Genomic DNA, 21561 nt, shown 5'->3' on the forward strand with positions numbered 1-21561 from the left:
TCAAAGAGTTCCAACGGTTTAAAAAGTTCAATTTGAACATTTGAATTAGTTAGAATAAAACATAAACAATTTAAAGACATGGAAAATCAAGAACAATATATCAAATCCGGCCAGCAGCCAAAAAAGAAGAGCGCATTCAGACGCATCATTTTACCGATCCTGATCGGAGTCGTGATCCTGGTCATAATCATTGCTAAACTTGGCAGCAACAAAGCAAAAATGGACGCCAATGCATCCATTACGGAGAAAAAAATGACCGTTTTCCCGGTAACAGTTGCCGAACCGAAGATGGAAACCGTTTCACAAGACTTCGAATTGAACGGAAATTTTATCCCGGATCACCAACTGAGCTTTGTTTCGGAAACTTCCGGCCGAGTAAGAACATTGCTGATCGAAAACGGTGATTATGTTTCCGAAGGAAAGGTAATCGCAACACTGGACAACGAGCAAATTCGTATTGACCTGGCTTTGGCGAAAACAACCCTGGAAAAAGCAAAATCAGATTTGGAGAAATACGAACGCATGGTAGCAAGCGGGGCTGTAAACAAGCAGCAGGTAGAAGAAATGCGTATGAACATGAACACCGCAGATGCGAAGGTAAAAACACTTCAGCACAGTTTAAAACTAACAACAATCGTTTCCCCTATCTCAGGAGTTGTTTCCAATGTGGCAATCGAAAAAGGAAGTTACCTGGCCCCGGGAACAGCCATTGCTGACATCGTAGATATCAAATCACTGAAAATGAGCGTGAAGTTATTGGATGTGCAGGCCATTCGGGTAAAAGCCGGTCAATCGGTGAACATTGTTCCTGATTTGTATCCGAATACAACTATTCCGGGAAAAGTAGCATCCGTTTCACCACAAGCTGATGGTTCCAAAAAATTCAATACTGAAATCCGTTTCAACAACCCTTCAAAAACTCCTTTGAAATCAGGAATGAGCGGAAAAGTGAAGTTTGTTTTCGGGGGCACCAAGGAGGCATTGACCATTCCGTTGAAATGTCTGGCCGGAAGTATCAAAGACCCGAAGGTTTTCGTGGTCCGTGACGGCAAAGCAAAACTGACAAAAATCGAGATCGGTGCCGTGGATGATAATCAAATCGAAATTGTATCCGGTTTAACCCCGGGAATGAAAGTGGTAAAAACAGGCCAGTTGAATATCGATAACGGGTCCAAAGTTAAGATCATCAAGTAATTAGACAAAGTCTAATTTAATTATGAATGATTAGAATTATCAAGCTGAAAACCTTCTCTTGATAATTGATAATTCCTTCATTGATAATTAGTAGATACACTGTCTTTAAAGAACTAAAAATTAAGAAATATGTCTATTACAGAATTAGCCATAAAGAGACCCTCGTTGATTGTTGTGATCTTCTCGGTCCTGGGTTTCCTCGGAATTCTCAGCTATTCCAAATTGAATTACGAGCTGATGCCGAAATTCTCCATTCCTGTGGTAACTGTTACAACAGTTTATCCGGGAGCTTCCCCATCAGAAGTTGAGAACTCGGTAACCAAAAAAATTGAAGATGCACTTTCAGGGGTTGAAAGCCTGGACTATACGCAATCGACGTCCATGGAAGGTGTTTCTACCGTTGTATTGCTGCTGAAGAACGATGCCGATCCGGACAAAGCACTGCAGGAAGCCCAGCGAAAAATCAATGCGATGCTTTCCAGTCTTCCGGAAGAAGTACTTTCTCCATCCTTGGGAAAATTCTCCTTTGATGAAGCACCGATCATGAGTGTTGGTGTGACTGCCGACATGCCTCCGACAGAATTGTATTCCCTGGTGAAGGATGATATTTCCCCTTCCCTTGCAAAAATGGAAGGAATGGCCCAAATTACCATGGTCGGCGGTGAGGAGCGCGAAATCAAAGTTCAGGTGAACCGGGAAGCTTGTGAGAATTACGGTATTTCAATCCTCCAGGTTACCAACGCCATCCGAAACGCCAACCTCGAATTACCTACTGGAAAAGTAAAAAGTGACGGCACGCAGGCATTGGTCCGTTTACGTGGAAAGTACAAAGACCTGAACGAATTAAACAACCTGGTAATTGTAACCGACCCGAAAACAAATTCTCCGGTTAGACTAAACGAAGTCGCAAGTGTTACGGATGCTTCCAAAGAAATCAAGACCTATAACCGGATTAACGGAACGAACTCTTTGGGTCTTCAGATCATGAAACAAACTGATGCGAACGCGGTTAAGATCAGTAAAATGGTCAAAGAAGAATTCAAGAAGCTGGAAGAACAATACAAGAAACAAGGATTGAAATTCGATATTGCATCCGACTCATCCGATTTTACGCTTGCGGCTGCAGAAGCAGTTGTAACGGATTTGGGATTGGCGATCTTCATCGTGGCATTGGTAATGTTGTTGTTCCTTCACAGTGTGAGAAACGCTTTCATTATCATGATTTCCATTCCGGCATCCCTGATCTCTGTTTTCATTGCGATGTACTTGCTCGGATTTACTTTAAACCTGATGACTTTGCTTGCAATTTCATTGGTTGTAGGAATCCTGGTCGATGACTCGATTGTTGTCCTGGAGAATATTTACCGTCACCTGGAAATGGGAAAAGAACGCCGGAAAGCGGCCTTGGAAGGGCGTAATGAAATTGGATTTACGGCGATGGGGATTACCCTGGTTGACGTCGTGGTATTCCTTCCCCTGACGATGGTCGGCGGATTGATTTCCAACCTGCTTTCCCAGTTCTCTCTGGTAATTGTTATTTCGACTCTGATGTCCCTATTTGTTTCTTTTACCCTGACGCCGCTTTTGGCTTCCCGCTTTGCGAAAGAAACCGTTTTGACCAATAAAACATTGGGCGGAAGAATCGTTACGACTTTTGAGCGTATCCTGAAAAACATTACCACATCCTATGGACGAGCATTAACCGTTGCGCTTCGCAGAAAACGTTACATCATTCCTGCGGCAGCCCTTGGGATTATTATTATACCGGTAATGCTCGGACCATATATCGGTGGTGAATTTGTGAGCCAGGGTGACCGCGGAGAGTTCGTGATCTCATTGGAATTACCGCAAGATGCGACCATTCAGCAAACAAATACAACTGTTCAGCGCGTAGAAGATTACCTGTTCAATAATCCGATGGTCGTTAATGTTTTCACCAGCGTGGGAACTGCCAGCGGAAACATGGGATCTCAAAGCAATGCCAGCAACAAGGCACAGTTAACCGTGAAAATCATAGACAAAGAGAAACGGGATAAATCTGCAGCAATCATTGCCCAGTTAATGAAGCAGGACTTGGAAAACATGTTACCGGATGTCAAAGTGAACTCGGCAGCAGTCGGAATCATGGGGGGAGCTGATGACGCACCGATCCAGATCGCGGTTACCGGAAATAATATGGATTCAAACTATGTGGCTGCTGCGAAAGTGGTCGAAACACTGAAATCCATCAAGGGAACTGCCGAGGTCAAAGTATCGGTTGAAACCGGAAACCCGGAAATTACCGTAAACATTGACCGGGACAAAATGGCAGAATTGGGACTGACGATGAATACGGTGGGTTCCACCCTGCAAATGTCATTCAACGGAGATGATAATTCCAAGTATACCGAAGGAGGAAAAGATTACGACATTTTGGTGAATTACGATGACTTCGACCGCAAAAACACCGAAGACGTGAAAAATGTTTACTTCATCAACGATAAAGGAGAAGAAATCAAATTGAGCCAGTTTGCCAAGATCGGTAAAGCCAGCGGACCATCGAAACTGGAACGCATGAACCGGATCCCTTCGATCACCGTCACTTCACAGGTATTGGGAACTTCCAGTCAGCAGGTAACGGATGAATTTGCAAAACGCATAGAAAAGGATCCGCTGCCAAGCAACACCGTATACAGTTTTGAAGGAGACGCCAAAAACATGGCGGAAGCATTCGGAAACTTATTACTGGCGATTCTGGCTTCCATCATCTTCGTATACCTGATCATGGTCGCATTGTATGATTCGTACGTCTATCCGTTTGTTGTTCTGTTCTCCATTCCATTGGCGATTATCGGAGCTTTGCTTGCATTGGCATTGTCATCGGAACCAATCAGTATTTTCTCGATGCTGGGTATGATCATGCTGATCGGATTGGTCGCTAAGAATGCGATTTTGATTGTCGACTTTGCCAATCAGAAGAAAGCCGACGGGCACAATACTGTGGAAGCATTGATCATTGCAGGACAAGCGCGTTTACGTCCAATCCTCATGACAACCCTGGCAATGGTTTTCGGGATGATGCCAATCGCATTTGCACATGGTGCAGGGGCTGAATGGAAAGCGGGATTGGCCTGGGTATTGATCGGCGGTTTGACCAGTTCGATGCTATTGACGCTAATCATTGTACCATGTGTCTACCTGATTTTCGACATTTTCAAAAGACAAATATCCAATAAAAACGCACGAAAGCTGCTTAAAGAAGTTGATGTGGTCGCACTAGGGCACGAGTACGATCACAATTGACACCAATAACCAAAGGAAACGCCTCGACTCTATCATCGGGGCGTTTTTTGCTTTTGATCACCACATGATTTTTACCACAAATGTGTCTACATGATTCATCGTTTCGATGCCTGCCGGTAGTGACTCTTATTCTTTTTCACAGATGCACAGATTAGAGCGAGCCTAACGGTCTCGCTGAAATGGCGACTGGTAAGGGGAATACTTAAGTCAGGTAACATCAATCTTAAAAAATATGGTATAAGGCTGTCCGGTAGGCAGCCATTTTATTTGTGCATTTGTGGTAAAACCCACCCACTTCTATTTCCTGTGGTAAATCCATTTAGTGATCACAAATACCATTCTCCGGTAATACTTGCATAATACCTAATCCCGAATTTTGCTCCGGATTATTTATATCGCATCATGACAAAACATTTCATTCTAGTTATCAGTTGTGTTCTGGCAGTTCTTTCTTTGAATGCACAGGATATCGCCACGACCCGCAATGCTTCCTTAGGAAGTACCGTTACATTCAGAGGAGTTTCTCTCAATGGACCTGAATTACCAAATATCCGCTACATACAGGATGCTACCGGAGGAATTGCTATTTATGGATCAAACGTATCATCCATCAACGAAGGAGATTCTGTGTTGATTACCGGAACCATGACGAATTACAACAATTTGGTCGAAGTAACTCCTGTAACTTCCATGAGTGTATTGGCAAATGTTGCACTTCCGGCAGCCCAGGTTATTACGGATGTTTCCCTGATCGATGATCAGTACGAAGGTGAATTGTTACACTTTGATAACTGTACGTTTGCAAACGGTGGTGCATTATTCGCCGGAAATACCAACTACAATGTAACAATCGGCGGGCAAACGCTTCAGATCCGTATTCTCAACGGAAGTCCGTTGATCGGCGAAGTCATTCCGAGTGGCGCTGTGAATTTGACGGGAATCATGTCACAATACTGTTTTTCACCGACTACAGGTTGTACATCCGGTTACCAGTTATTGTTGCGAACAATCAATGACATCGAAGCTACTTCTTCTATTTTCCTCACACAACCGATCAGCACTGCAGGGATTACTACAACCGGTTTTGATATCCATTGGTCGACAAACATTCCCGGAGACAATTCCTATATCAAATACGGAGTTACGCCGGCTTTGGAAATGGGAACGATTACATCCGGAAACACAACCAATCACGTTGCTACTTTAACAGGATTAACTCCCGCAACTATTTACTATGTGCGCGCTTATTCCTGGAATGGCGTCGACAGCGCTGTCACATTAGAACGCACATTCGTTACCCAATCTCTTTCTTCCGGTACCATCAAGACTTATTTTAATCGCGTAACAGATATCAGTTATTCAACGGGAACAAATGCAGTTTTCCTAAATCACCGGATTGCGGATACACTGGCCGCATATATTGACCGAACCAATTCCTCATTGGATATTGCCATTTATAACTGGGATCATTCACCGGATGCCATGAAAATTATTACCGCAGTAAACAATGCATATAACCGGGGTGTAAAAATTCGTGTGATTAGTGATGGAAGTACTGTAAACTCGGGTGTCAATGGTCTGAATAATGCGATTCCTGTGCTGTCAACACCTCAAGGAAGTGATTATACGATCATGCACAACAAATTTGTAATCATGGATGCCAATGTAAGTAATCCCGATTATCCGGTAGTCTGGACAGGATCTACGAACTTCACAGAAGGACAATTAGATGATGACGCCAACAATGTCATCGTTTTCCAGGATCAAAGTTTGGCGCGCGGTTACAAGATGGAATTTGATGAAATGTGGGGAGATTCCAGTCAAAATTCTCAACCGAATATGACTATGTCCCGATTCGGACAATTCAAAACAGACAATACACCACATGAATACGTTATCGGCGGAAAACGCGTTGAATCTTATTTCAGTCCTTCCGACCAGGTAAATACACAAATCCTAAACACCATTGAAACTGCGGATGATGATCTTTACTTTGCCGTTATGGTGATTACCCGTTCCGATCTTGCTTACGCTATTCGTGACCGTATTCAAACACAATCCCTGGCAGCAAAAGGAATTATTGATGATGCTTCCACTTCTGCCACTCCTTACGGAATATTGAATCCGTCAATGGGTACAAGCCTCGCGGTAAACGGACACAACTGGATTTTCCACCACAAGTACTTAGTTGTCGATGCATCCAATCCGGCTTCAGATCCAATTGTACTAACCGGTTCTCACAACTGGAGTAACGGTGCTGATCAAAAGAACGACGAAAACACCGTAATTGTTCACGATGCTTCTATTGCAAACCAATATTACCAGGATTTCATGGGAAGGTGGTGTGAACGAAATGGCGGAACTTGTTCCTTAGGTTTGGAAGAATCTTCCAATGACATGCAATTACTGATCTATCCGAATCCAACTACCGGGGCATTTGCCATTCAAGTACCGGGAGACGGAAACACAGCAGACATTACCATTACTGATATTACAGGAAAACAAGTGTATCATACGCAAAAGAAAACCGTTTCCGGAAATAATACAGTCGAAATAACAGACCCGTTTGCTAAAAAAGGAATTTATTTGGTGACCTATGAAAGCAACGGAACGGTTTTGACTTCTCGTATTGTTATCGAATAATTCTGCACGAGTAAAATACTTACACCAATTTAAAGCTATTAGGCCTCCGTTGTTAACGGAGGCTTTGTCATATCAAAATATTTGCAGCATCTACAACGCCACTTTTTGCTTATAGATTTTTCCCGATTTGGTTTCCAAAATCACGTAATAGATTCCTTTCTGAACATCCGGAACAGGAACGCCGGAAATTCCTTTTGTGATTTGTTGCTTACCCGAATAAACTTGTTGTCCGGCCGAATTTATCAACTGAACAGATGCCTCTGTTTCCAATTCGGAACGCACTTTGATCAGTGTTTTTCCTTCTGATTGAGTTGCGAAAATTGAAAGCCCGGAATCGGTTATTGTTTCACTTGTTCCAAGTGTAGACGGATCAATCGTTCCTTGCAGGTATTTCACATTATTTCCCACGTTATCACTGTAAACAATGTGGAATTTCCCGTTGGAAAATTGAATATCCGGACGGGTTTGTGATCCGGAACCTCCTTGTGTCAGCGTATCGACATTTACTCCCAAACCAGCGGTCCCTGTAACAGAGTAAGTAAAGAATACATCCGTCGATCCAGCATTGTTTCCCTGCCATACAATTGCTAAAGTATCCCCTTTTCCGGCGATAACCGGGAAATTATGAACACCTGTTCCCATAGGAAACAATTGGCGATGAACTCCGATCTGCTGATCTGCCAAGCTTGAAGAACTGATATAGACATCACCCCCGCTCATCCAGGTTGTTACCAGCGAATCTCCCATGATGACACCAGAAGGCCCGCTTGAAGGACACGAGCTCACATTCCAATTCGTTTGGTCCACTTTAGCTGCTGCTGTAAAACTGGCGCTTCCGTCTGTCGAATAACATCCCCACATTTCACGGATATTGTTGTCATTGTTACGGAAAAGCAACACCTGCTGATTCCCGGAAGTAACAACTGTTGCCGGACAACAATCACAGACAAATCCGGGAGCTGCCGAAGTAGGATTTATTGGAGCCAAATAACTGGTTCCGCCTGTTGTAGAGCGCGAGATGGAATATTCGGGATCTTCAAAGGCCGAGTTAAAGCGCATAAAATTGACGATCACGTTGTCGCTTAAACCAACAGCAACTGAAGGAAAACGTGGAATATCACTTCCGATTTGATCTACGCGAACCGTATCCTGAAAGCTCCATCCACCATCTATTGAACGAACGGTATAAACCTGGGCTGTATTCCCAACCGGTTCTGTACTGAAAACCACATAAACCATATCTCCTGAAGTTGCTATTTCAGCTCCCGTCCAGGTAGCTATATATGGAACTACACCATCAGGATTCAGAGCTATTGGACTTGTAAAACCCGATATGCTCAAACGCGAAGAATAGATTTTATTGGTGCCATTATTTCCCCAAATCACTTGCGGATAATCTCCTGTTGTCAATGCAATTCGCGGATAAATGTTACTGTAAGTCGATCCCAAAGCGACGGTAACCGGTGCATTCCAAATTGCGCTTTGAGCAGTTGAATGGATGGTGAAACTACAGATTGTGATGATTCCAAATACTAATTTCTTCATAGTTTTCCTTTTTGAATAATGATTAAAATAACCTGAATTCTTCGACATGTTTCTCAAACATACAAAATCCAGCTGATTCATTCTAACGTCCTTAACCGGAATCGCGTTGGGTAAAGGTCTTCAAAAAAACAGCAAGCGCCTGAAACAGGCGCTTGCTGTCACGGTGACTTCAGTTTCTCATGCATAAACTACATTTTCCAATGTAAACCTGAAAGGAGTTGAGGAACTTCCCGGCCCGCCTCCGGTCATGACAATATCGGCTTCTGCGATTCCCATCAAACTGATTTCAGTATTGACACTCGAAATAATAGCTGAATTTAATACCTGGCCCTCTTCTACCTGAGAAACAACTCCGATCCAAATGGTTGGGGTAAATGAAAAAACAGCTTTTTGAGAAGGTGAAATACCTGATTTCATTGCACATATGCTTCCATCGCGGAAACAATAAGCAGAAATAGCCCCTGTAATAAGTTGATTACGTACCTCTATTTCATTCTTATTACTTGCGGAAGTTGCAGCCGTTTGCAGCACATCTCCCGAATTGTTTTTTACCATTTCGAATGCCTGCCCTTCATCGGCAGGGAGCTGCAGTGTAAAGTTTCCCCAGGAATCGGATGCTGCCACTTCAATTTGTGAGGGGAAATTCAATGGATGATGAGCCCCCTGACCACAGTTTTGAATGACTTTCCAGGCAACAGCCAGTTCATCCGCATTTTCAGAAACATTTTTTTGGAAAATAACGATTTCACTGTTGTTGCTGTCGTTTGACCTGTTGATAAAATTCAGTTTAATAGTGTCCATAATGAATCGGTTTTATTTGGGGTAAATCTAGCCCATTTTTTTACAACTTTTACAGTTTAATGACCTGTCCCGTATTCGCCCCGAATACACTTTTCCGGAAACCATACTCCAATTGTTTCATCGTTACGGGAATATCCCCTGGAAAATAAGGGAAGTATTGAGGTGAATCTTCTATTACCGTGGGACTCACCGCATTGATCCGAATCCCATTTTCCAGCTCAATAGCTGCTGCTCTCACAAAACCTTCCACTGCTCCATTTGCTGCCGAAGCGTTCGCAAAATTCAGTTGCGGATCATGTGACAATGCTCCGGTAATCAGCGTAAAAGATCCTTTGGGATTGATGTAGTGCTGACCGATTAAAACCAAGTTGATCTGTCCCATCATTTTCCCCTCTACTCCTTTCCGGAAAGTCTGATAGGTCAGCGTTTTCCATGGACCGACATGCGTTGGTCCCGCAGTTGAGATCAGGGCGTCGAACGGACCAACCTGTTTAAACATCTGTTCAATGGATTCCGTTGAGGTAATATCCATTAAGATATCGCCACTTTTCGATCCGACTTTGACAATTTCATACTCCTGTTCAAATACTTTACTTAAATGTGTTCCCATAGTGCCCGAAGCACCCACCAATATTATTTTCATCTTGATTCTCTATTATTAATTGTAATTATTTGTCTTTTTTCGAAACCTTACTTATCAGCACATCCGTTAAGGGAACTCCTACAAATACCACCCACGGAACAAGGATAATTGTCAGGAGAAATGTTCGCTGGTACAATGGGAAATCAGCCAGTGGCTTCCCGAACAGGAACAGGAAAAGAGTAATGGATGGATAAATGACCACCCAAATTTTCATTGCCATCAATAATCGTGTTTTTGTCTTCATTTCATCTGTTATTTTGATTTGAGACAAAAGTACAGGGAGCCTTCCCCATCTGTGCAGGACAATTATTGAGTTGAGCAGGATTTATCTGAAATGATTTCGAAATGCTTCGGGAGAGAAACCCGTTCCTTTCCTGAAAAAACGAATAAAGTAGGAGACATCCTCAAATCCAAGAGAATAAGCAACCTCCTTCACCTGAACGGAAGTTCCTAAAAGGGTTCTTTTGGATTCCAGGATTAATTGTTCATGGATTAATTCGGAGACTGTTTTTTCCAGGACATCTTTGGTAACTTTATTTAACTGATAAACAGAAATACCCATCATTTCCGCATACTGAATAACTGTTTTGTGTTCGGTCACATGTTTCTCAAGCAATTCCTGAAATTCCTCGAAACGCTCTTGTTCATAAGATATTTCTGTAGTCGTCTTTTGAGCGGGATTCGCACTTTGCCGCATGGATTCAATAAAGAAAATATCCAGGTTAGCCCGAATCAAATCAGAAAAGTCTCGTTCTTTATTCATGTACTCCTGATAGATGTAATCCAAAATCGCACAAAGCTTTTCAAAACGGAGTGGTTCCGGTGAACAACTATTTTTGGCTGTTACCCTTCTGAACCGCTGTTTGGCAGAAACATTCGTCGGGCTGTAAAAATCTGCATCGAACTGCATCAAAAACCCTTTACAGTCCGGGGCCAATTTAAGTTGATGGATTTGTCCCGGACGCAGAATAAACACCGAACGGTCGTCAATGGAATAAGGAATAAAATCAATCACATGCTCTCCCGTGCCCGTTTTAATGACCAGGATGAAAAAGTAATTGTGCCGGTGCAACCCGTCGTTCATCGGTTTACCATCCAGTATCTCTTCAAGCGTGCGGATGCTGAACAGTTTATCGCTGTTTTGAATCCGATCCGAAATCCGTCTAAGCGGAATTTTGTCCATGGTTGCGTCTAAAGTTCCAAATATAGCATATTTACAGGCCGGAAAAGAACTTCCGGGATTCAACAATAAAGAATTCAGCACTTTGCAACGATCTGAAGATCTCGCCAAATTTTGTGAAATGTGATGATTATGTAACTTCTGACCAAATTTTTATAACATTTCTACCCCCTTCTCAACTGAACTTTACGATTCCCGTCACTATTTACCATTGCGGGAACCACAACTATGATTCAGATTACAAAAGAGGGCATACTATTGGAAAAGACAACTCATGATTTTGAAAGTCATGCAGTACTCAACCCGGGTGTCATTCGGGAAGGGAATACGGTTCACCTCTTCTACAGGGCAGTAAAAGCCGGGAACCATTCTACGATAGGCCACTGTAAACTGGATGGTCCGCACCAAATTATGAGCAGGGATACAAAACCTGTGATATTCCCGGAATTCGAGTTTGAATCATGGGGAGTGGAAGATCCGCGGATCTGTCGCATCGATGATCTTTATTATTTGACTTATACTGCATTTGACGGAGACAATGCGTTGGGAGCACTGGCAACATCAAAAGACCTGGAGACCTTTGAAAAACACGGACCGATCGTTCCTTTATTCTCTTACGAAGAATTCGAAGTACTCGCCACGGAAGAATGGGAATTCGGCGACCGTTACCTGGGATATTGCAATTGTGCTCCGTTTATAAAGAAAAACAATCGCAGCAACCTGATCTGGGACAAGGACGTACTCTTCTTCCCGGAGCGAATTGATGGAAAACTTCATTTCCTTCACCGGATAAAACCCGACATCCAACTGGTTGCAATCAATGAACTCAGCGAGCTGACACCTGCATTTTGGAAAAGCTATTTGACCCGGCTGAAGGAAAATACGGTACTGATTCCCAAACACGAACACGAAATCAGCTACATCGGTGCAGGTGCTCCCCCAATAGAAACGGAATCGGGATGGCTTTTGATCTATCACGGGGTAAAATGCACTTTTGACGGAAATATCTATTCTGCCTGTGCTGCCCTGCTCGACCTACATAACCCTAAAAAAGAAATTGCACGTTTACCATATCCCTTGTTCGAACCGGACCAAAGCTGGGAAGTGCAGGGAGAAGTCGATAATGTCTGTTTCCCTTGCGGAACAGCACAATTCGGCGATACACTATACATCTATTATGGTGCAGCCGACAAGCAAATTGCTTATGCATCAGTGAGTCTTACTGAACTCATTTCGGAACTCAAATTAAACACAACGAAAGATGAAACATCCAATTAACTTTAGTCGATTCGCTCAACCCTTATTCCCTAACCACCATGCTGACTCTGGAGTCAGACTCGCCAAACTGGAAGTTCCGGTTGTGCTTCTCATTACATCGTATCCTCCGAGAGAATGCGGAATAGCAACCTACTCGCAGGACCTGTTGGAGGCCCTGAAACAACAATTCGATCAATCCTTTGAAGTACAAGTATGTGCATTGGAAGACGGTTTCACGGACCATCAATACCCGAAAGAAGTTACCTATACCCTTCAAACTGGTATCCCGATCGAATATGCGGCTTTGGCCAACAAAATCAATAACAATGACCGGATCGGACTGATCGTTATCCAGCACGAGTTCGGGCTTTTCAGAATAGATGATGAAAACACCTTCCTGAAATTCATCCAGTTTTTAAAAAAACCGGTTGTAACGGTATTCCATACAGTACTTCCCAATCCGAATGGAAAACGAAAAACACATGTCCGGAACATCGGGTTGTTTTCAGATTCAATTATCGTTATGACAAATCATGCCGCAGAGATCTTAAAAAATGAATATGCTATCCCTGCAAAAAAAATAAGCCTCATTCCGCATGGAACACACCTTGTGCCTCACCTGGATAAAGAACAGCTAAAGCAAAAATTCGGGCTGCAGCGAAAAACCATCCTCTCCACGTTTGGCTTACTTAGTTCGGGTAAAGGGATTGAAACGACGTTGGAAGCGCTTCCGCAAATAGTTAGTCGTGATCCGGGAATTGTCTTTTTAATTATCGGGAAAACACACCCGGGTGTAATTGCATCCGAAGGAGAAGCGTACAGGGAATCCCTTAAAGCGAAAGTCAAAAACCTGAAACTGGAAAACCACGTGCTCTTTGTAAATAAGTACCTGTCACTCAAAGAGCTGCTGGAATACCTTCAATTAACGGATATTTACCTTTTTACTTCCCGCGACCCGAACCAAAGTGTGAGTGGTACGTTTTCTTATGCGATGAGTTGCGGCTGTCCGATCATTTCTACCCCCATTCCTCACGCAAAAGAATTCCTCAACGAGGAAACAGGAATCATTGTGGATTTCAGCAAACCCGATCAATTGGCGCACGCAATTGAGCAACTGCTCGAAAATGAATCACTAAGAGAACGGTTCACATCCAATGGGTTAGAGCGTATTGCTCCGACTGCCTGGGAAAATTCTTCGATTGCGCATGCCAGGTTATTCCAGCGGCTCACATCGGGTAAAATAGAATTGCATTATGCCCTACCGGAAATCAACCTGGCACATTTCAGCAAATTGACCGACCGATTCGGAATGATCCAGTTCTCTAAAATCAATCAACCCGATCGTGATTCGGGATATACCCTGGATGACAATGCAAGAGCAATGATTGCCCGATGCATGTATTATGAGACAACACTGGATGGTGCAAGCCTGGTAGCCATTCAGACATACTTGAAATTCATTTCCTTTTGTCAGCAACCCGGAGGTGAGTTCCTGAACTATGTCGACCAGGACCAGTTATTTTCAAATCAGAATTTCGAAACCAACCTGTCGGATTCAAACGGCAGAGCTATCTGGGCATTGGGTTACCTGATATCCAAACAACATATTCTTCCGGAACAGTTCGGGATCATGGCAAAATCCATTTTGGAAAAAGCACTGAAAACAGTGGAGAACATGCATTCTCCCCGTGCGATTGCCTTTGCAATTAAAGGTTTGTATTTCAGCAACCTGGAAGAACAATCGCCACGCATCAAATCCTGTATCAAGTTATTGGCTGATCGACTGATCGGGATCTACCGGTCCGAATCGGAAGAGAACTGGCCCTGGTTTGAAAGTTATCTGACTTATGCCAACAGTATTTTACCCGAAGCACTCTTATGTGCATGGAAAGAAACAGGAGATCAATTTTATAAAATTGTCGCCAAGAAATCCTTTGATTTCCTCCTGTCACTCACCTTCAGTAAAACCGGAATTAAATTGATTTCCAATAAAAGCTGGTTGCACAAAGGACATAAACCAGAAGAATTCGGGGAACAACCGATTGATGTGGCCTATACCATTTTAGCATTGGACCATTTCCATGAAACTTTTGGAAATGAAGGGTATCTGAAAAAATCAGAACTCGCATTTAGTTGGTTTTTAGGTAATAATCACCTGTCTCGAATTATTTATAACCCGGGAACAGGAGGATGTTACGATGGTCTCGAACGGGAACACATCAATTTGAACCAGGGAGCCGAATCAACCATTAGTTACCTAATTGCCAGAATGACGATTGAAAAACAACATAACACCCGCATGATACAACCTAAAAAAATTCACATGATATCTGTTGAAAAAAGTTATAATGAATGATACAGAAGCGGGCAAATGGTCTTATACAGTTCATGCAAAAAGAAGGCTTAACATTGGTTTTGGCTGAAAGCATGACTTGTGGACTTGCAGCAATGAAACTTTCTTCCTGTATCGGGGTCTCGGATGTGTTGTTGGCTTCTCTTGTATGTTATACACCTAAGGCTAAAACTCAGCTCTTACAAGTGAAGCCGGCAACCATTCATAGCCACACTTGTGAATCACGTGAAGTAACCCGGAAAATGGCTTTGAACCTATCCAAACCTATTAAAGCCGATGTTTATGCCGCTATAACCGGTCTGGCATCTTCAGACGGCAGCGAAACAAAAGACAAACCCGTTGGGACGGTCTTTTATGCAATCCGTTATAAACGAAAAACACACGACTTCCGAAACGTTTTTCGCGGAACTCCCCTGGAGATCAAAACGAAGGCTACAGGTGAATTGTACCACCTGATTCTGAAGACGATCCAAAAACCGGAACCGGAATAAAAAAGGCGCAAGCAAAATGCCCGCGCCATTTGATATCTCATAATCTAACCTGTGATTTACTTAGCTGTCTTCTGTTTCATCACCTCATCTGCTTTCTTTTTCAACTTACCTGTCAGGTCCTTTGCCTCATCCAGCAGTTTCGCCCGGGTTTTCTTTCCTTTTTCAGGTGCCAGCAAAATTCCGGCAGCTAATCCCACTGCAGCTCCAGCAGCCAACGTCCCTATTACTTTTGAAACGTTATTAGATGATCCATCTTTTCGCGCTTTATCTTCTTCCGACTTCATTTTCATTGATTTATTGATGATGAATTTTAAAATGTGTCCTGCTAATTCCAATGTCGAATCCATAGTTCATTTTTATTCCTGATTATATGCTTAAAGGTGAACTTTCGCCGGCACTAAATCCTTACAGAATCACCATTGATTCTTATAGAAATCCCACATTGGGATTATTCTCCGGTTTGTTTGTGAGGAGCATTGACCTTTTTGGATTGAGGAAAACCGGCCTGTCGCAAATAAATTGAAAGAATGACAATGGTAAAAAATCGGCAGGACAACGAATAGGGCCATCTGGAAAAACTCACTTTCCCCATTTTTCGAATGTTGCCTGCAAAAAAAGCCCGCTGGTCAGATATTGCATTTGGAAAGCCCATATTCCTCCTTCCGGATAATTCATTACAGGCTTCCTTCTCCATGATCCGGATCAGATTCCATTTTACCCGTTTTTAAATTCCTGTCATAGTAAAAGGGGGAGCTTAACCTTCACCTCAAACTCCCCCTTTTTTTTACACTTAACCCACACTACCACACATGGACCACTTAAAAATTGTTACTCTTAAGCTTTGTTTCAAAGGTAATCCAGCTTTAAAGGGGAGTTCTTACAAAATCCTGAAAGGGATTTACATAAATTTGATAATTGTTAAGATTCAAAGTGGCTTTTGAGGAGCAGTGGTCAATTTTAACTACAAACGATTTGCTATTTTTTTCAATTGCATGGCGTTCTCATATCCGGATTCGTAATAGGTGTTGTTAAAGTAAATACACTTTTCTGTCATTTCTCCCGGGATTGCTTCATAGAATCTTGCCAGGTCTGCCACGTTGTAAGAAGATTTGAATAAGACCGGGTTTCCGTGCAACCGCAGGTAAAAGCACTTGTTCGTTTCGATAAAATAAGTATCCAAACCGGGAAAATCGACGTTGCAAAAAGTCACATCAGCTGTAGCCAGTTTTTCCTGAACGGTTTCGTTCCACCAGGAAACATGACGGAATTCGATGACGTTTTCGGGAAGATGCGGAATTGTTTCAAGCACCCGATTCAGGTTTTCCTCCGAGTATTGAAACGATGGCGGTAATTGAAAAAGGAAATGCATGCATTTCTCCTGCAGTCCCCCGCGAACCAGGGATTGAAATTCGGTAATTTGCGAGCGGGTTTCTTTTAGCTTCAAAATGTGCGTGATCTGCTTACTCATTTTTACCGAGAAACGGAAATCAGGCGGAGTCGCGTCGTAATACTTTTTCAGATCTGTCAATTTGGGAGTGCGGTAAAATGTCCCGTTCAATTCAACGGTATTGAAAACCCCGGCGTAATATTCCAACCACCCTTTTGGCTGCAAGCCCTCCGGATAAAACTTTTTCTTCCAGGCCGGATAGTAATATCCCGAACAACCGATGTATAATTCCTTCTTCATTTCAACCTGATTTATTCTTTATATAAATGAATACATACCCTATTTTTATTCCACTGTACGCAGATATGCCCCACCCGTCATTAACAAAATACAACATAACCGATTTTTAAACGCCGGTCCAATAGGTTCAATTTAGAAAAAACACTCCACCATGGTTTAGTATTCATTAAATACATGCGTTATGACACGGGAAGCAAAAAAGAACGAGGATCAGGAAATAAAGCAAGAGAATCCTGCAGGGATGAAAGAAACGGCTAAAAAGACAGATCGACGCAAACCTGAAAAAGGACTTCCAATCAATAGTCCCGGAAGAGAAAGTTCCGATTCTCAGGAAGGAAAATAATTTCAATCAAACAAGCTTAGCTGTCCGTTATTTGCAGGTGGCCGGGCTTTTCCAAAAACAGTTCTTCCTCCATAATGATGCGATTCCGCACGCTCTTTCGCCAAGGCTTTTTCGAACAAAGCTTCATCCGGTACAAATTGCTGTTCAACCAATTGAGCAACCAGGTGCAGGTTTTGGATCGCACGGTTTTTATCCGGCTGACCGATTTTTGCTTTTTCAACCGCAGTCTGAAGAAGTTGAATTGTCTCGTCGTAGATTGTTGTCGGCACCGGGAATGGATGTCCGTCTTTTCCACCGTGAGCAAACGAAAAGCGACCCGGATCACTGAATCGTGCAGGTGTCCCGTGAATGATTTCGCTCACCAATGCCAGTGATTGAACGGTTCGTGGCCCGACTCCTTCCAATAAAAGTAAGGATTCGAAATCGCGCAATCCGGTGTCATGTGCAAGTGCCAGCACGCTTCCAAGGCGTTTTAAATTCACATCTTCCGCTTTTAATTCGTGATGGGCAGGAAGAATGAGCCGCCGCACTTCCGGAATGATCACGGATGGTTTCTCTGTCACCAATTCGAGAATCCCTGATTTTGCTGTACCGGCTTCCTTATCTGTCAGGTTGAGAATCTCTCCCTGGTTCTTCCCATAAATAAACGTATGCGGTGTTTCAATGAATGATTTTACTGTTTCGGAATGCCAGTGATACCGGCGGGCCATTCCGGAAGAATCGTCCATCCCCTGCTGGATAACCGTCCATTCTCCTTCATCCGTAACTACAAAATTATGCATGTATATCTGGAAACCATCCTGGATTGCATTGTTGTCGACTTTGGCTGTCAGCCTGCTGGAACGCACCAATTCATTCCCGTCAAGGCCTGTTTTATCGGAAAAACGTTTCAACTCTTCCGGGGTATTCCGCGAATGCTTGCCCTTACCGCCGGCAATGTAAATACCCAGTTCATGTGACCGATAATTGACTGCACCTTTTAAAGCTCCCATTACGGAAGTCGTAATACCGGAAGAATGCCAGTCCATTCCCAAAACACATCCGAATGCCTGGAACCAAAACGGATCACTTAATCTGCTCAATACCGCAGATTTTCCATACTCCAGGACGATGGATTCCACAATAGCACCACCTAGCGAACGCATACGCTCCGCCAGCCATGGCGGTACCTTACCGTAATGCAACGGCAAATCCGCATATCGCCTGGAATCAAAATAAAGTTTGGGCATATCCAAAGTTACGGAACGTCGTTTACAATCAGATCGAACAGACTGTTAAAAAGCACTTTGACCGAAAACATCAGCTATTTCATGCAGACTGGTCCTTTGCCTGATTCGCAGACCGATTACCCGGCTGATTGTCAAATTGATTATCCGATTGATCGCCCGGCTCATCTATCCTGTCACCGTCCACTTCCCGGATAAATTTTCTAACCTTATCCCTGAAACTGGTTTCCTTATCAGATGCAATCAATATTCCAACGGCCAAACCGGCAGCAGCACCCGTTGCAAACGCCGTAGCAATGGTTGCCAACCCCATGCTTTTTTTATCTTTTGCTGAGTGATCTTTTTCTTCTTTCATGATTTTGATCTTTTAATTTATCAGAGGTCCTGCTGCCGGGAAGCAATTGGGTCGCAATTGCTATCACCGCAACAGCAAGGGTTAAATGAAACATTCCCCCTTTATTGAATTTGAAATAAACAATGGCCCAACCTGTAATTACAATAAGTGCCAAAATGCATATGATTATTCTCATCATCGTTTTGTGAATAAAGGTTTGGGGGATCAGCATGGGTGCATGCTGGAGAAAGCCCGTTCTCTTTCTCCAACATTCCTCACCTACCAACACACCACTTAAAAAAAGTCTTACTCTTCACCTGCTGCGTCTATATTAATAGAAGACTCCGCAATCTCTGTCAGAGTCTGATCTGCCTCCTTTTCTTCGTTTAAGGTTTCCTCCAGCAACTCAGCAGCATCCGATTCACCCAAAGTGTTTGCAAAAGAAACCAGGGTTCCATAGCTTGCTATTTCATAGTGTTCTACTTTCTGAGCAGCGGAAATGATAGCTGCATCGCGCACAACCCCGTCTTCAATTTCTTTCATCAACTCTTCGGCCTCCGTAATCAATCCATCCATCGCTTCGCATTTTTTGGTTGCAGCTTTTTCTCCAATGGCCTCAAAAACCTGCTCCAAACGATCCACGTGGGTTTCTGTAACTGCAAGGTGATCTTCAATCGCAGCAGCAAGCTCACTGTTTGTTGCTTTGTTCGCCATTTTCGGAAGTGCCTTTACCAATGCTTTTTCAGCCCAATAAATGTCTTTCAGTTCGTCAATGAATAGTTCTCTCAATCCGGATTCTCTCGATGATCCGCCCTGATTTGTCGTTTTTGTTGCCATAATTCCTTTTTTTTTTAATCAATATCTTTAATCGAAAATTAAGGCTCCGGAAGGGAAAAACGCTTACATAATATTCGCTGCTATTTGTATAATTCTTACAAATGTGAAGATTGAACAAACCAAAAAGAAAGGGTGAAAAATTTTCTGTCTCAACCCGTTAAAAAAGATGAAAAACCCAAAGACCGACACTTGTTTTCCTTAAATTAGGTTGTGTGGATGATAAATGTGACAGGATGGATTTAGAGGCAAGATCACTATGGGAAGATACCGCTCAGGTACTTATGGAATTCCCTGTTTTCGAAGGAGTAAAGGATGTGGATATTGCTATTATCGGGGGTGGTATCACCGGATTAACTGCCGCCATGCTTTTAAGTCAGGCAGGAAAGAACGTCCTTCTGCTTGAAGCAAAAACAATCGGGTTAGGAACTACCGGAAATTCTACCGGGAACCTGTATTCCGTCGTGGACGAACATTTATCCGTTCTCCGCAACAAATGGAATGCGGACGTCATGAAAGCAGTAGTCAGTTCACGTGCAGCGGCTGTCAGCCTGATAGAAAACACCATTAACCGGTATGCGATTGATTGCGATTTTCACCGGCAGCCTTTTACTCTCTTTGCCGAACACCTGACAAAAGAAGTGGAAACCTTTATCGAAGATGAATACGACGCACTCCGCGAAGCAGGTCTGAATCCCGTTATACTGGATGATGCAGGTCTTCCATACCAAACAAAAAGAGCCCTTCAAATCAAAGACCAAGCGCAGTTTCATCCTTTGAGATATGTCCGGCAACTCGCTTCTATGATTTCTGAGAAATGCGAAATTTATGAAAACAGCCGTGTCACGGAATTGGACGAAGAAAAGGGAATCCTCAAGACAGAAAAGGGCCAGATAAAAGCAAATCACATCCTGATGGCCACTCATACCCCAGTGGGGAATTACCTGATCCAAACCTTGCTCGCACCGTACAGGGAATTTGGCGTCGCAGCTCCCTTAAATGACCCGGTTTTTCCCGGCGGAATTTATTGGGGATTGAATGACCCCAAGCATTCCGTTCGTTCGTTCAGGAATAATGGTCAAAATTACGTAATGGCTATTGGAGACCGCTTTAAGACCGGACAACATGAAGATACTGAAAAGTATGTTTCGGGACTTAAAAGTTACCTGACTGAACGGCTTCCTGTTTCCGATCTCTCCTACTTTTGGGGAGGCCAGCAATACCGGTCAGCAGACGGACTTCCTTATATTGGTAAACACGGAGAACGGGTTTATTTTATGACCGGTTTTGCAGCCGACGGATTAACCTACGGAACCCTGGCTGCAATGATCGTTTCAGACCAGATCCTGGGAAAATCAAATTCATGGGAAGAACTGTACAAAGTGGGGCGATTCACCCCGGTCAGATCAGCAAAAAATTTCATCGTAGAAAACATCGATGTGGCTGTTCAGTATTTAAAAGATGTGCCCTGGAATGTAGATCCGGAATTTTTGAGCGAAATCAAACCGGGAGAAGGAAAAGTAATTTCACTGGACCATGAGAAAGTGGCGGTTTACAAAGATCCGGATTGGAGACTTCACATTGTTTCAGCAGTTTGTACACACATGAAATGTGTCGTCAACTGGAACCAGTCTGAGAAAACCTGGGATTGTCCCTGTCACGGCAGCCGGTTCGATGTCGATGGAAAAGTTATTGAAGGACCGGCACTCCAAGATCTTCCCGTGAAAAAAGAATGAATGTGAAACCCA

General features: G+C 43.2%; 19 protein-coding genes. 8 read left to right on the plus strand and 11 right to left on the minus strand.

Annotated features, from left to right (window positions below):
* The first annotated feature begins 78 nt into the window (after nucleotides 1-78).
* The 3 genes from FO442_RS13280 to FO442_RS13290 all read left to right on the plus strand — a co-directional run bounded on the left by FO442_RS13280 (nucleotide 79) and on the right by FO442_RS13290 (nucleotide 7119).
* Nucleotides 79-1194, plus strand: a complete 1116-nt coding sequence (locus tag FO442_RS13280) for an efflux RND transporter periplasmic adaptor subunit (protein ID WP_144333686.1) — start codon at nucleotides 79-81, stop codon at nucleotides 1192-1194.
* 129 nt (nucleotides 1195-1323) lie between these two features.
* The gene (locus FO442_RS13285; RefSeq protein WP_144333687.1) at nucleotides 1324-4476 is read left to right on the plus strand and encodes an efflux RND transporter permease subunit; all 3153 of its coding nucleotides are present in this window, start codon (nucleotides 1324-1326) and stop codon (nucleotides 4474-4476) included.
* 402 nt (nucleotides 4477-4878) lie between these two features.
* Nucleotides 4879-7119, plus strand: coding sequence for a phospholipase D-like domain-containing protein (locus FO442_RS13290; protein ID WP_144333688.1), 2241 nt, complete (start codon nucleotides 4879-4881; stop codon nucleotides 7117-7119).
* A 90-nt stretch (nucleotides 7120-7209) separates the two neighbouring features.
* Here FO442_RS13290 and FO442_RS13295 read toward each other — a convergent pair whose 3' ends face one another.
* The 5 genes from FO442_RS13295 to FO442_RS13315 form a co-directional block, all read right to left on the minus strand.
* The gene (locus FO442_RS13295) at nucleotides 7210-8664 is read right to left on the minus strand and encodes a T9SS type A sorting domain-containing protein (protein ID WP_186280119.1); all 1455 of its coding nucleotides are present in this window, start codon (nucleotides 8662-8664) and stop codon (nucleotides 7210-7212) included.
* Nucleotides 8665-8841: 177 nt separating this feature from the next.
* Nucleotides 8842-9465: a hypothetical protein gene (locus FO442_RS13300; RefSeq protein WP_144333690.1), complete on the minus strand. Its 624-nt coding sequence runs from the start codon at nucleotides 9463-9465 to the stop codon at nucleotides 8842-8844.
* 49 nt (nucleotides 9466-9514) lie between these two features.
* A complete protein-coding gene (locus tag FO442_RS13305) occupies nucleotides 9515-10108 on the minus strand; it encodes a short chain dehydrogenase (RefSeq protein WP_144333691.1) in 594 nt (197 codons plus the stop codon).
* 25 nt (nucleotides 10109-10133) lie between these two features.
* Nucleotides 10134-10352, minus strand: a complete 219-nt coding sequence (locus FO442_RS13310; protein WP_144333692.1) for a putative antibiotic biosynthesis monooxygenase — start codon at nucleotides 10350-10352, stop codon at nucleotides 10134-10136.
* A gap of 81 nt (nucleotides 10353-10433) precedes the next feature.
* Complete coding sequence (locus tag FO442_RS13315; RefSeq protein ID WP_222101999.1) at nucleotides 10434-11372, minus strand: AraC family transcriptional regulator; 939 nt, start codon at nucleotides 11370-11372, stop codon at nucleotides 10434-10436.
* Nucleotides 11373-11516: 144 nt separating this feature from the next.
* Here FO442_RS13315 and FO442_RS13320 point away from each other — a divergent pair, with 144 nt between their 5' ends.
* From FO442_RS13320 to FO442_RS13330, 3 genes are read left to right on the plus strand one after another with little or no spacing between them, the layout of a single operon-like run.
* A complete protein-coding gene (locus FO442_RS13320; protein ID WP_144333693.1) occupies nucleotides 11517-12566 on the plus strand; it encodes a glycoside hydrolase family 130 protein in 1050 nt (349 codons plus the stop codon).
* Complete coding sequence (locus tag FO442_RS13325; RefSeq protein ID WP_144333694.1) at nucleotides 12550-14901, plus strand: glycosyltransferase; 2352 nt, start codon at nucleotides 12550-12552, stop codon at nucleotides 14899-14901. The genes FO442_RS13320 and FO442_RS13325 overlap by 17 nt, the downstream gene beginning before the upstream one ends.
* On the plus strand, nucleotides 14898-15389 hold the full coding sequence (locus tag FO442_RS13330) for a CinA family protein (RefSeq protein WP_144333695.1): 492 nt from the start codon (nucleotides 14898-14900) through the stop codon (nucleotides 15387-15389). Before FO442_RS13325 ends, FO442_RS13330 begins: the two co-directional genes overlap by 4 nt.
* Nucleotides 15390-15445: 56 nt before the next feature.
* On the opposite strand, the gene FO442_RS13335 is transcribed toward FO442_RS13330, so the two are convergent.
* The 3 genes from FO442_RS13335 to FO442_RS13345 all read right to left on the minus strand — a co-directional run bounded on the left by FO442_RS13335 (nucleotide 15446) and on the right by FO442_RS13345 (nucleotide 17076).
* Complete coding sequence (locus tag FO442_RS13335; protein WP_246073854.1) at nucleotides 15446-15736, minus strand: YtxH domain-containing protein; 291 nt, start codon at nucleotides 15734-15736, stop codon at nucleotides 15446-15448.
* Nucleotides 15737-15837: 101 nt separating this feature from the next.
* Nucleotides 15838-16083: a DUF6766 family protein gene (locus FO442_RS19000; RefSeq protein WP_144333696.1), complete on the minus strand. Its 246-nt coding sequence runs from the start codon at nucleotides 16081-16083 to the stop codon at nucleotides 15838-15840.
* Nucleotides 16084-16350: 267 nt separating this feature from the next.
* Nucleotides 16351-17076 carry a DUF72 domain-containing protein gene (locus FO442_RS13345; RefSeq protein WP_144333697.1) on the minus strand — a complete coding sequence of 242 codons (726 nt, stop codon included), beginning with the start codon at nucleotides 17074-17076 and terminating at the stop codon, nucleotides 16351-16353.
* 181 nt (nucleotides 17077-17257) lie between these two features.
* Here FO442_RS13345 and FO442_RS18730 point away from each other — a divergent pair, with 181 nt between their 5' ends.
* Nucleotides 17258-17419 (plus strand): hypothetical protein, encoded by a 162-nt coding sequence (locus FO442_RS18730; protein ID WP_186280121.1) that lies wholly within the window; start codon nucleotides 17258-17260, stop codon nucleotides 17417-17419.
* 2 nt (nucleotides 17420-17421) lie between these two features.
* Here the strand turns inward: FO442_RS18730 and FO442_RS13350 are convergent, their stop codons facing one another.
* The 3 genes from FO442_RS13350 to FO442_RS13365 form a co-directional block, all read right to left on the minus strand.
* Nucleotides 17422-18648: a DUF763 domain-containing protein gene (locus FO442_RS13350; RefSeq protein WP_144333698.1), complete on the minus strand. Its 1227-nt coding sequence runs from the start codon at nucleotides 18646-18648 to the stop codon at nucleotides 17422-17424.
* Nucleotides 18649-18727: 79 nt separating this feature from the next.
* Nucleotides 18728-19000 carry a hypothetical protein gene (locus tag FO442_RS13355; protein ID WP_144333699.1) on the minus strand — a complete coding sequence of 91 codons (273 nt, stop codon included), beginning with the start codon at nucleotides 18998-19000 and terminating at the stop codon, nucleotides 18728-18730.
* Between the two features lie 285 nt (nucleotides 19001-19285).
* On the minus strand, nucleotides 19286-19816 hold the full coding sequence (locus tag FO442_RS13365; protein ID WP_144333700.1) for a YciE/YciF ferroxidase family protein: 531 nt from the start codon (nucleotides 19814-19816) through the stop codon (nucleotides 19286-19288).
* Between the two features lie 233 nt (nucleotides 19817-20049).
* On the opposite strand from FO442_RS13365, the gene FO442_RS13370 reads away from it, so the two are divergent.
* A complete protein-coding gene (locus FO442_RS13370; RefSeq protein WP_144333701.1) occupies nucleotides 20050-21549 on the plus strand; it encodes an FAD-dependent oxidoreductase in 1500 nt (499 codons plus the stop codon).
* Nucleotides 21550-21561 lie beyond the last annotated feature (12 nt).

Source organism: Fluviicola chungangensis (genome assembly GCF_007558725.1).
Classification (GTDB): domain Bacteria; phylum Bacteroidota; class Bacteroidia; order Flavobacteriales_D; family Crocinitomicaceae; genus Fluviicola; species Fluviicola chungangensis.

Excerpts from the sequence above, each read along its gene's own strand:
- FO442_RS13370 (WP_144333701.1), top strand. The coding sequence starts at position 20,050 with ATGGATTTAGAGGCAAGATCACTATGGGAAGATACCGCTCAGGTACTT.
- FO442_RS13335 (WP_246073854.1), bottom strand. The coding sequence starts at position 15,736 with ATGGATTCGACATTGGAATTAGCAGGACACATTTTAAAATTCATCATC.
- FO442_RS13280 (WP_144333686.1), top strand. The coding sequence starts at position 79 with ATGGAAAATCAAGAACAATATATCAAATCCGGCCAGCAGCCAAAAAAG.
- FO442_RS13355 (WP_144333699.1), bottom strand. The coding sequence starts at position 19,000 with ATGAAAGAAGAAAAAGATCACTCAGCAAAAGATAAAAAAAGCATGGGG.
- FO442_RS13330 (WP_144333695.1), top strand. The coding sequence starts at position 14,898 with ATGATACAGAAGCGGGCAAATGGTCTTATACAGTTCATGCAAAAAGAA.
- FO442_RS13310 (WP_144333692.1), bottom strand. The coding sequence starts at position 10,352 with ATGAAGACAAAAACACGATTATTGATGGCAATGAAAATTTGGGTGGTC.
- FO442_RS13295 (WP_186280119.1), bottom strand. The coding sequence starts at position 8,664 with ATGAAGAAATTAGTATTTGGAATCATCACAATCTGTAGTTTCACCATC.
- FO442_RS18730 (WP_186280121.1), top strand. The coding sequence starts at position 17,258 with ATGACACGGGAAGCAAAAAAGAACGAGGATCAGGAAATAAAGCAAGAG.
- FO442_RS13365 (WP_144333700.1), bottom strand. The coding sequence starts at position 19,816 with ATGGCAACAAAAACGACAAATCAGGGCGGATCATCGAGAGAATCCGGA.
- FO442_RS13300 (WP_144333690.1), bottom strand. The coding sequence starts at position 9,465 with ATGGACACTATTAAACTGAATTTTATCAACAGGTCAAACGACAGCAAC.
- FO442_RS19000 (WP_144333696.1), bottom strand. The coding sequence starts at position 16,083 with ATGGAGAAGGAAGCCTGTAATGAATTATCCGGAAGGAGGAATATGGGC.
- FO442_RS13350 (WP_144333698.1), bottom strand. The coding sequence starts at position 18,648 with ATGCCCAAACTTTATTTTGATTCCAGGCGATATGCGGATTTGCCGTTG.
- FO442_RS13305 (WP_144333691.1), bottom strand. The coding sequence starts at position 10,108 with ATGAAAATAATATTGGTGGGTGCTTCGGGCACTATGGGAACACATTTA.
- FO442_RS13285 (WP_144333687.1), top strand. The coding sequence starts at position 1,324 with ATGTCTATTACAGAATTAGCCATAAAGAGACCCTCGTTGATTGTTGTG.
- FO442_RS13290 (WP_144333688.1), top strand. The coding sequence starts at position 4,879 with ATGACAAAACATTTCATTCTAGTTATCAGTTGTGTTCTGGCAGTTCTT.
- FO442_RS13345 (WP_144333697.1), bottom strand. The coding sequence starts at position 17,076 with ATGAAGAAGGAATTATACATCGGTTGTTCGGGATATTACTATCCGGCC.
- FO442_RS13320 (WP_144333693.1), top strand. The coding sequence starts at position 11,517 with ATGATTCAGATTACAAAAGAGGGCATACTATTGGAAAAGACAACTCAT.
- FO442_RS13325 (WP_144333694.1), top strand. The coding sequence starts at position 12,550 with ATGAAACATCCAATTAACTTTAGTCGATTCGCTCAACCCTTATTCCCT.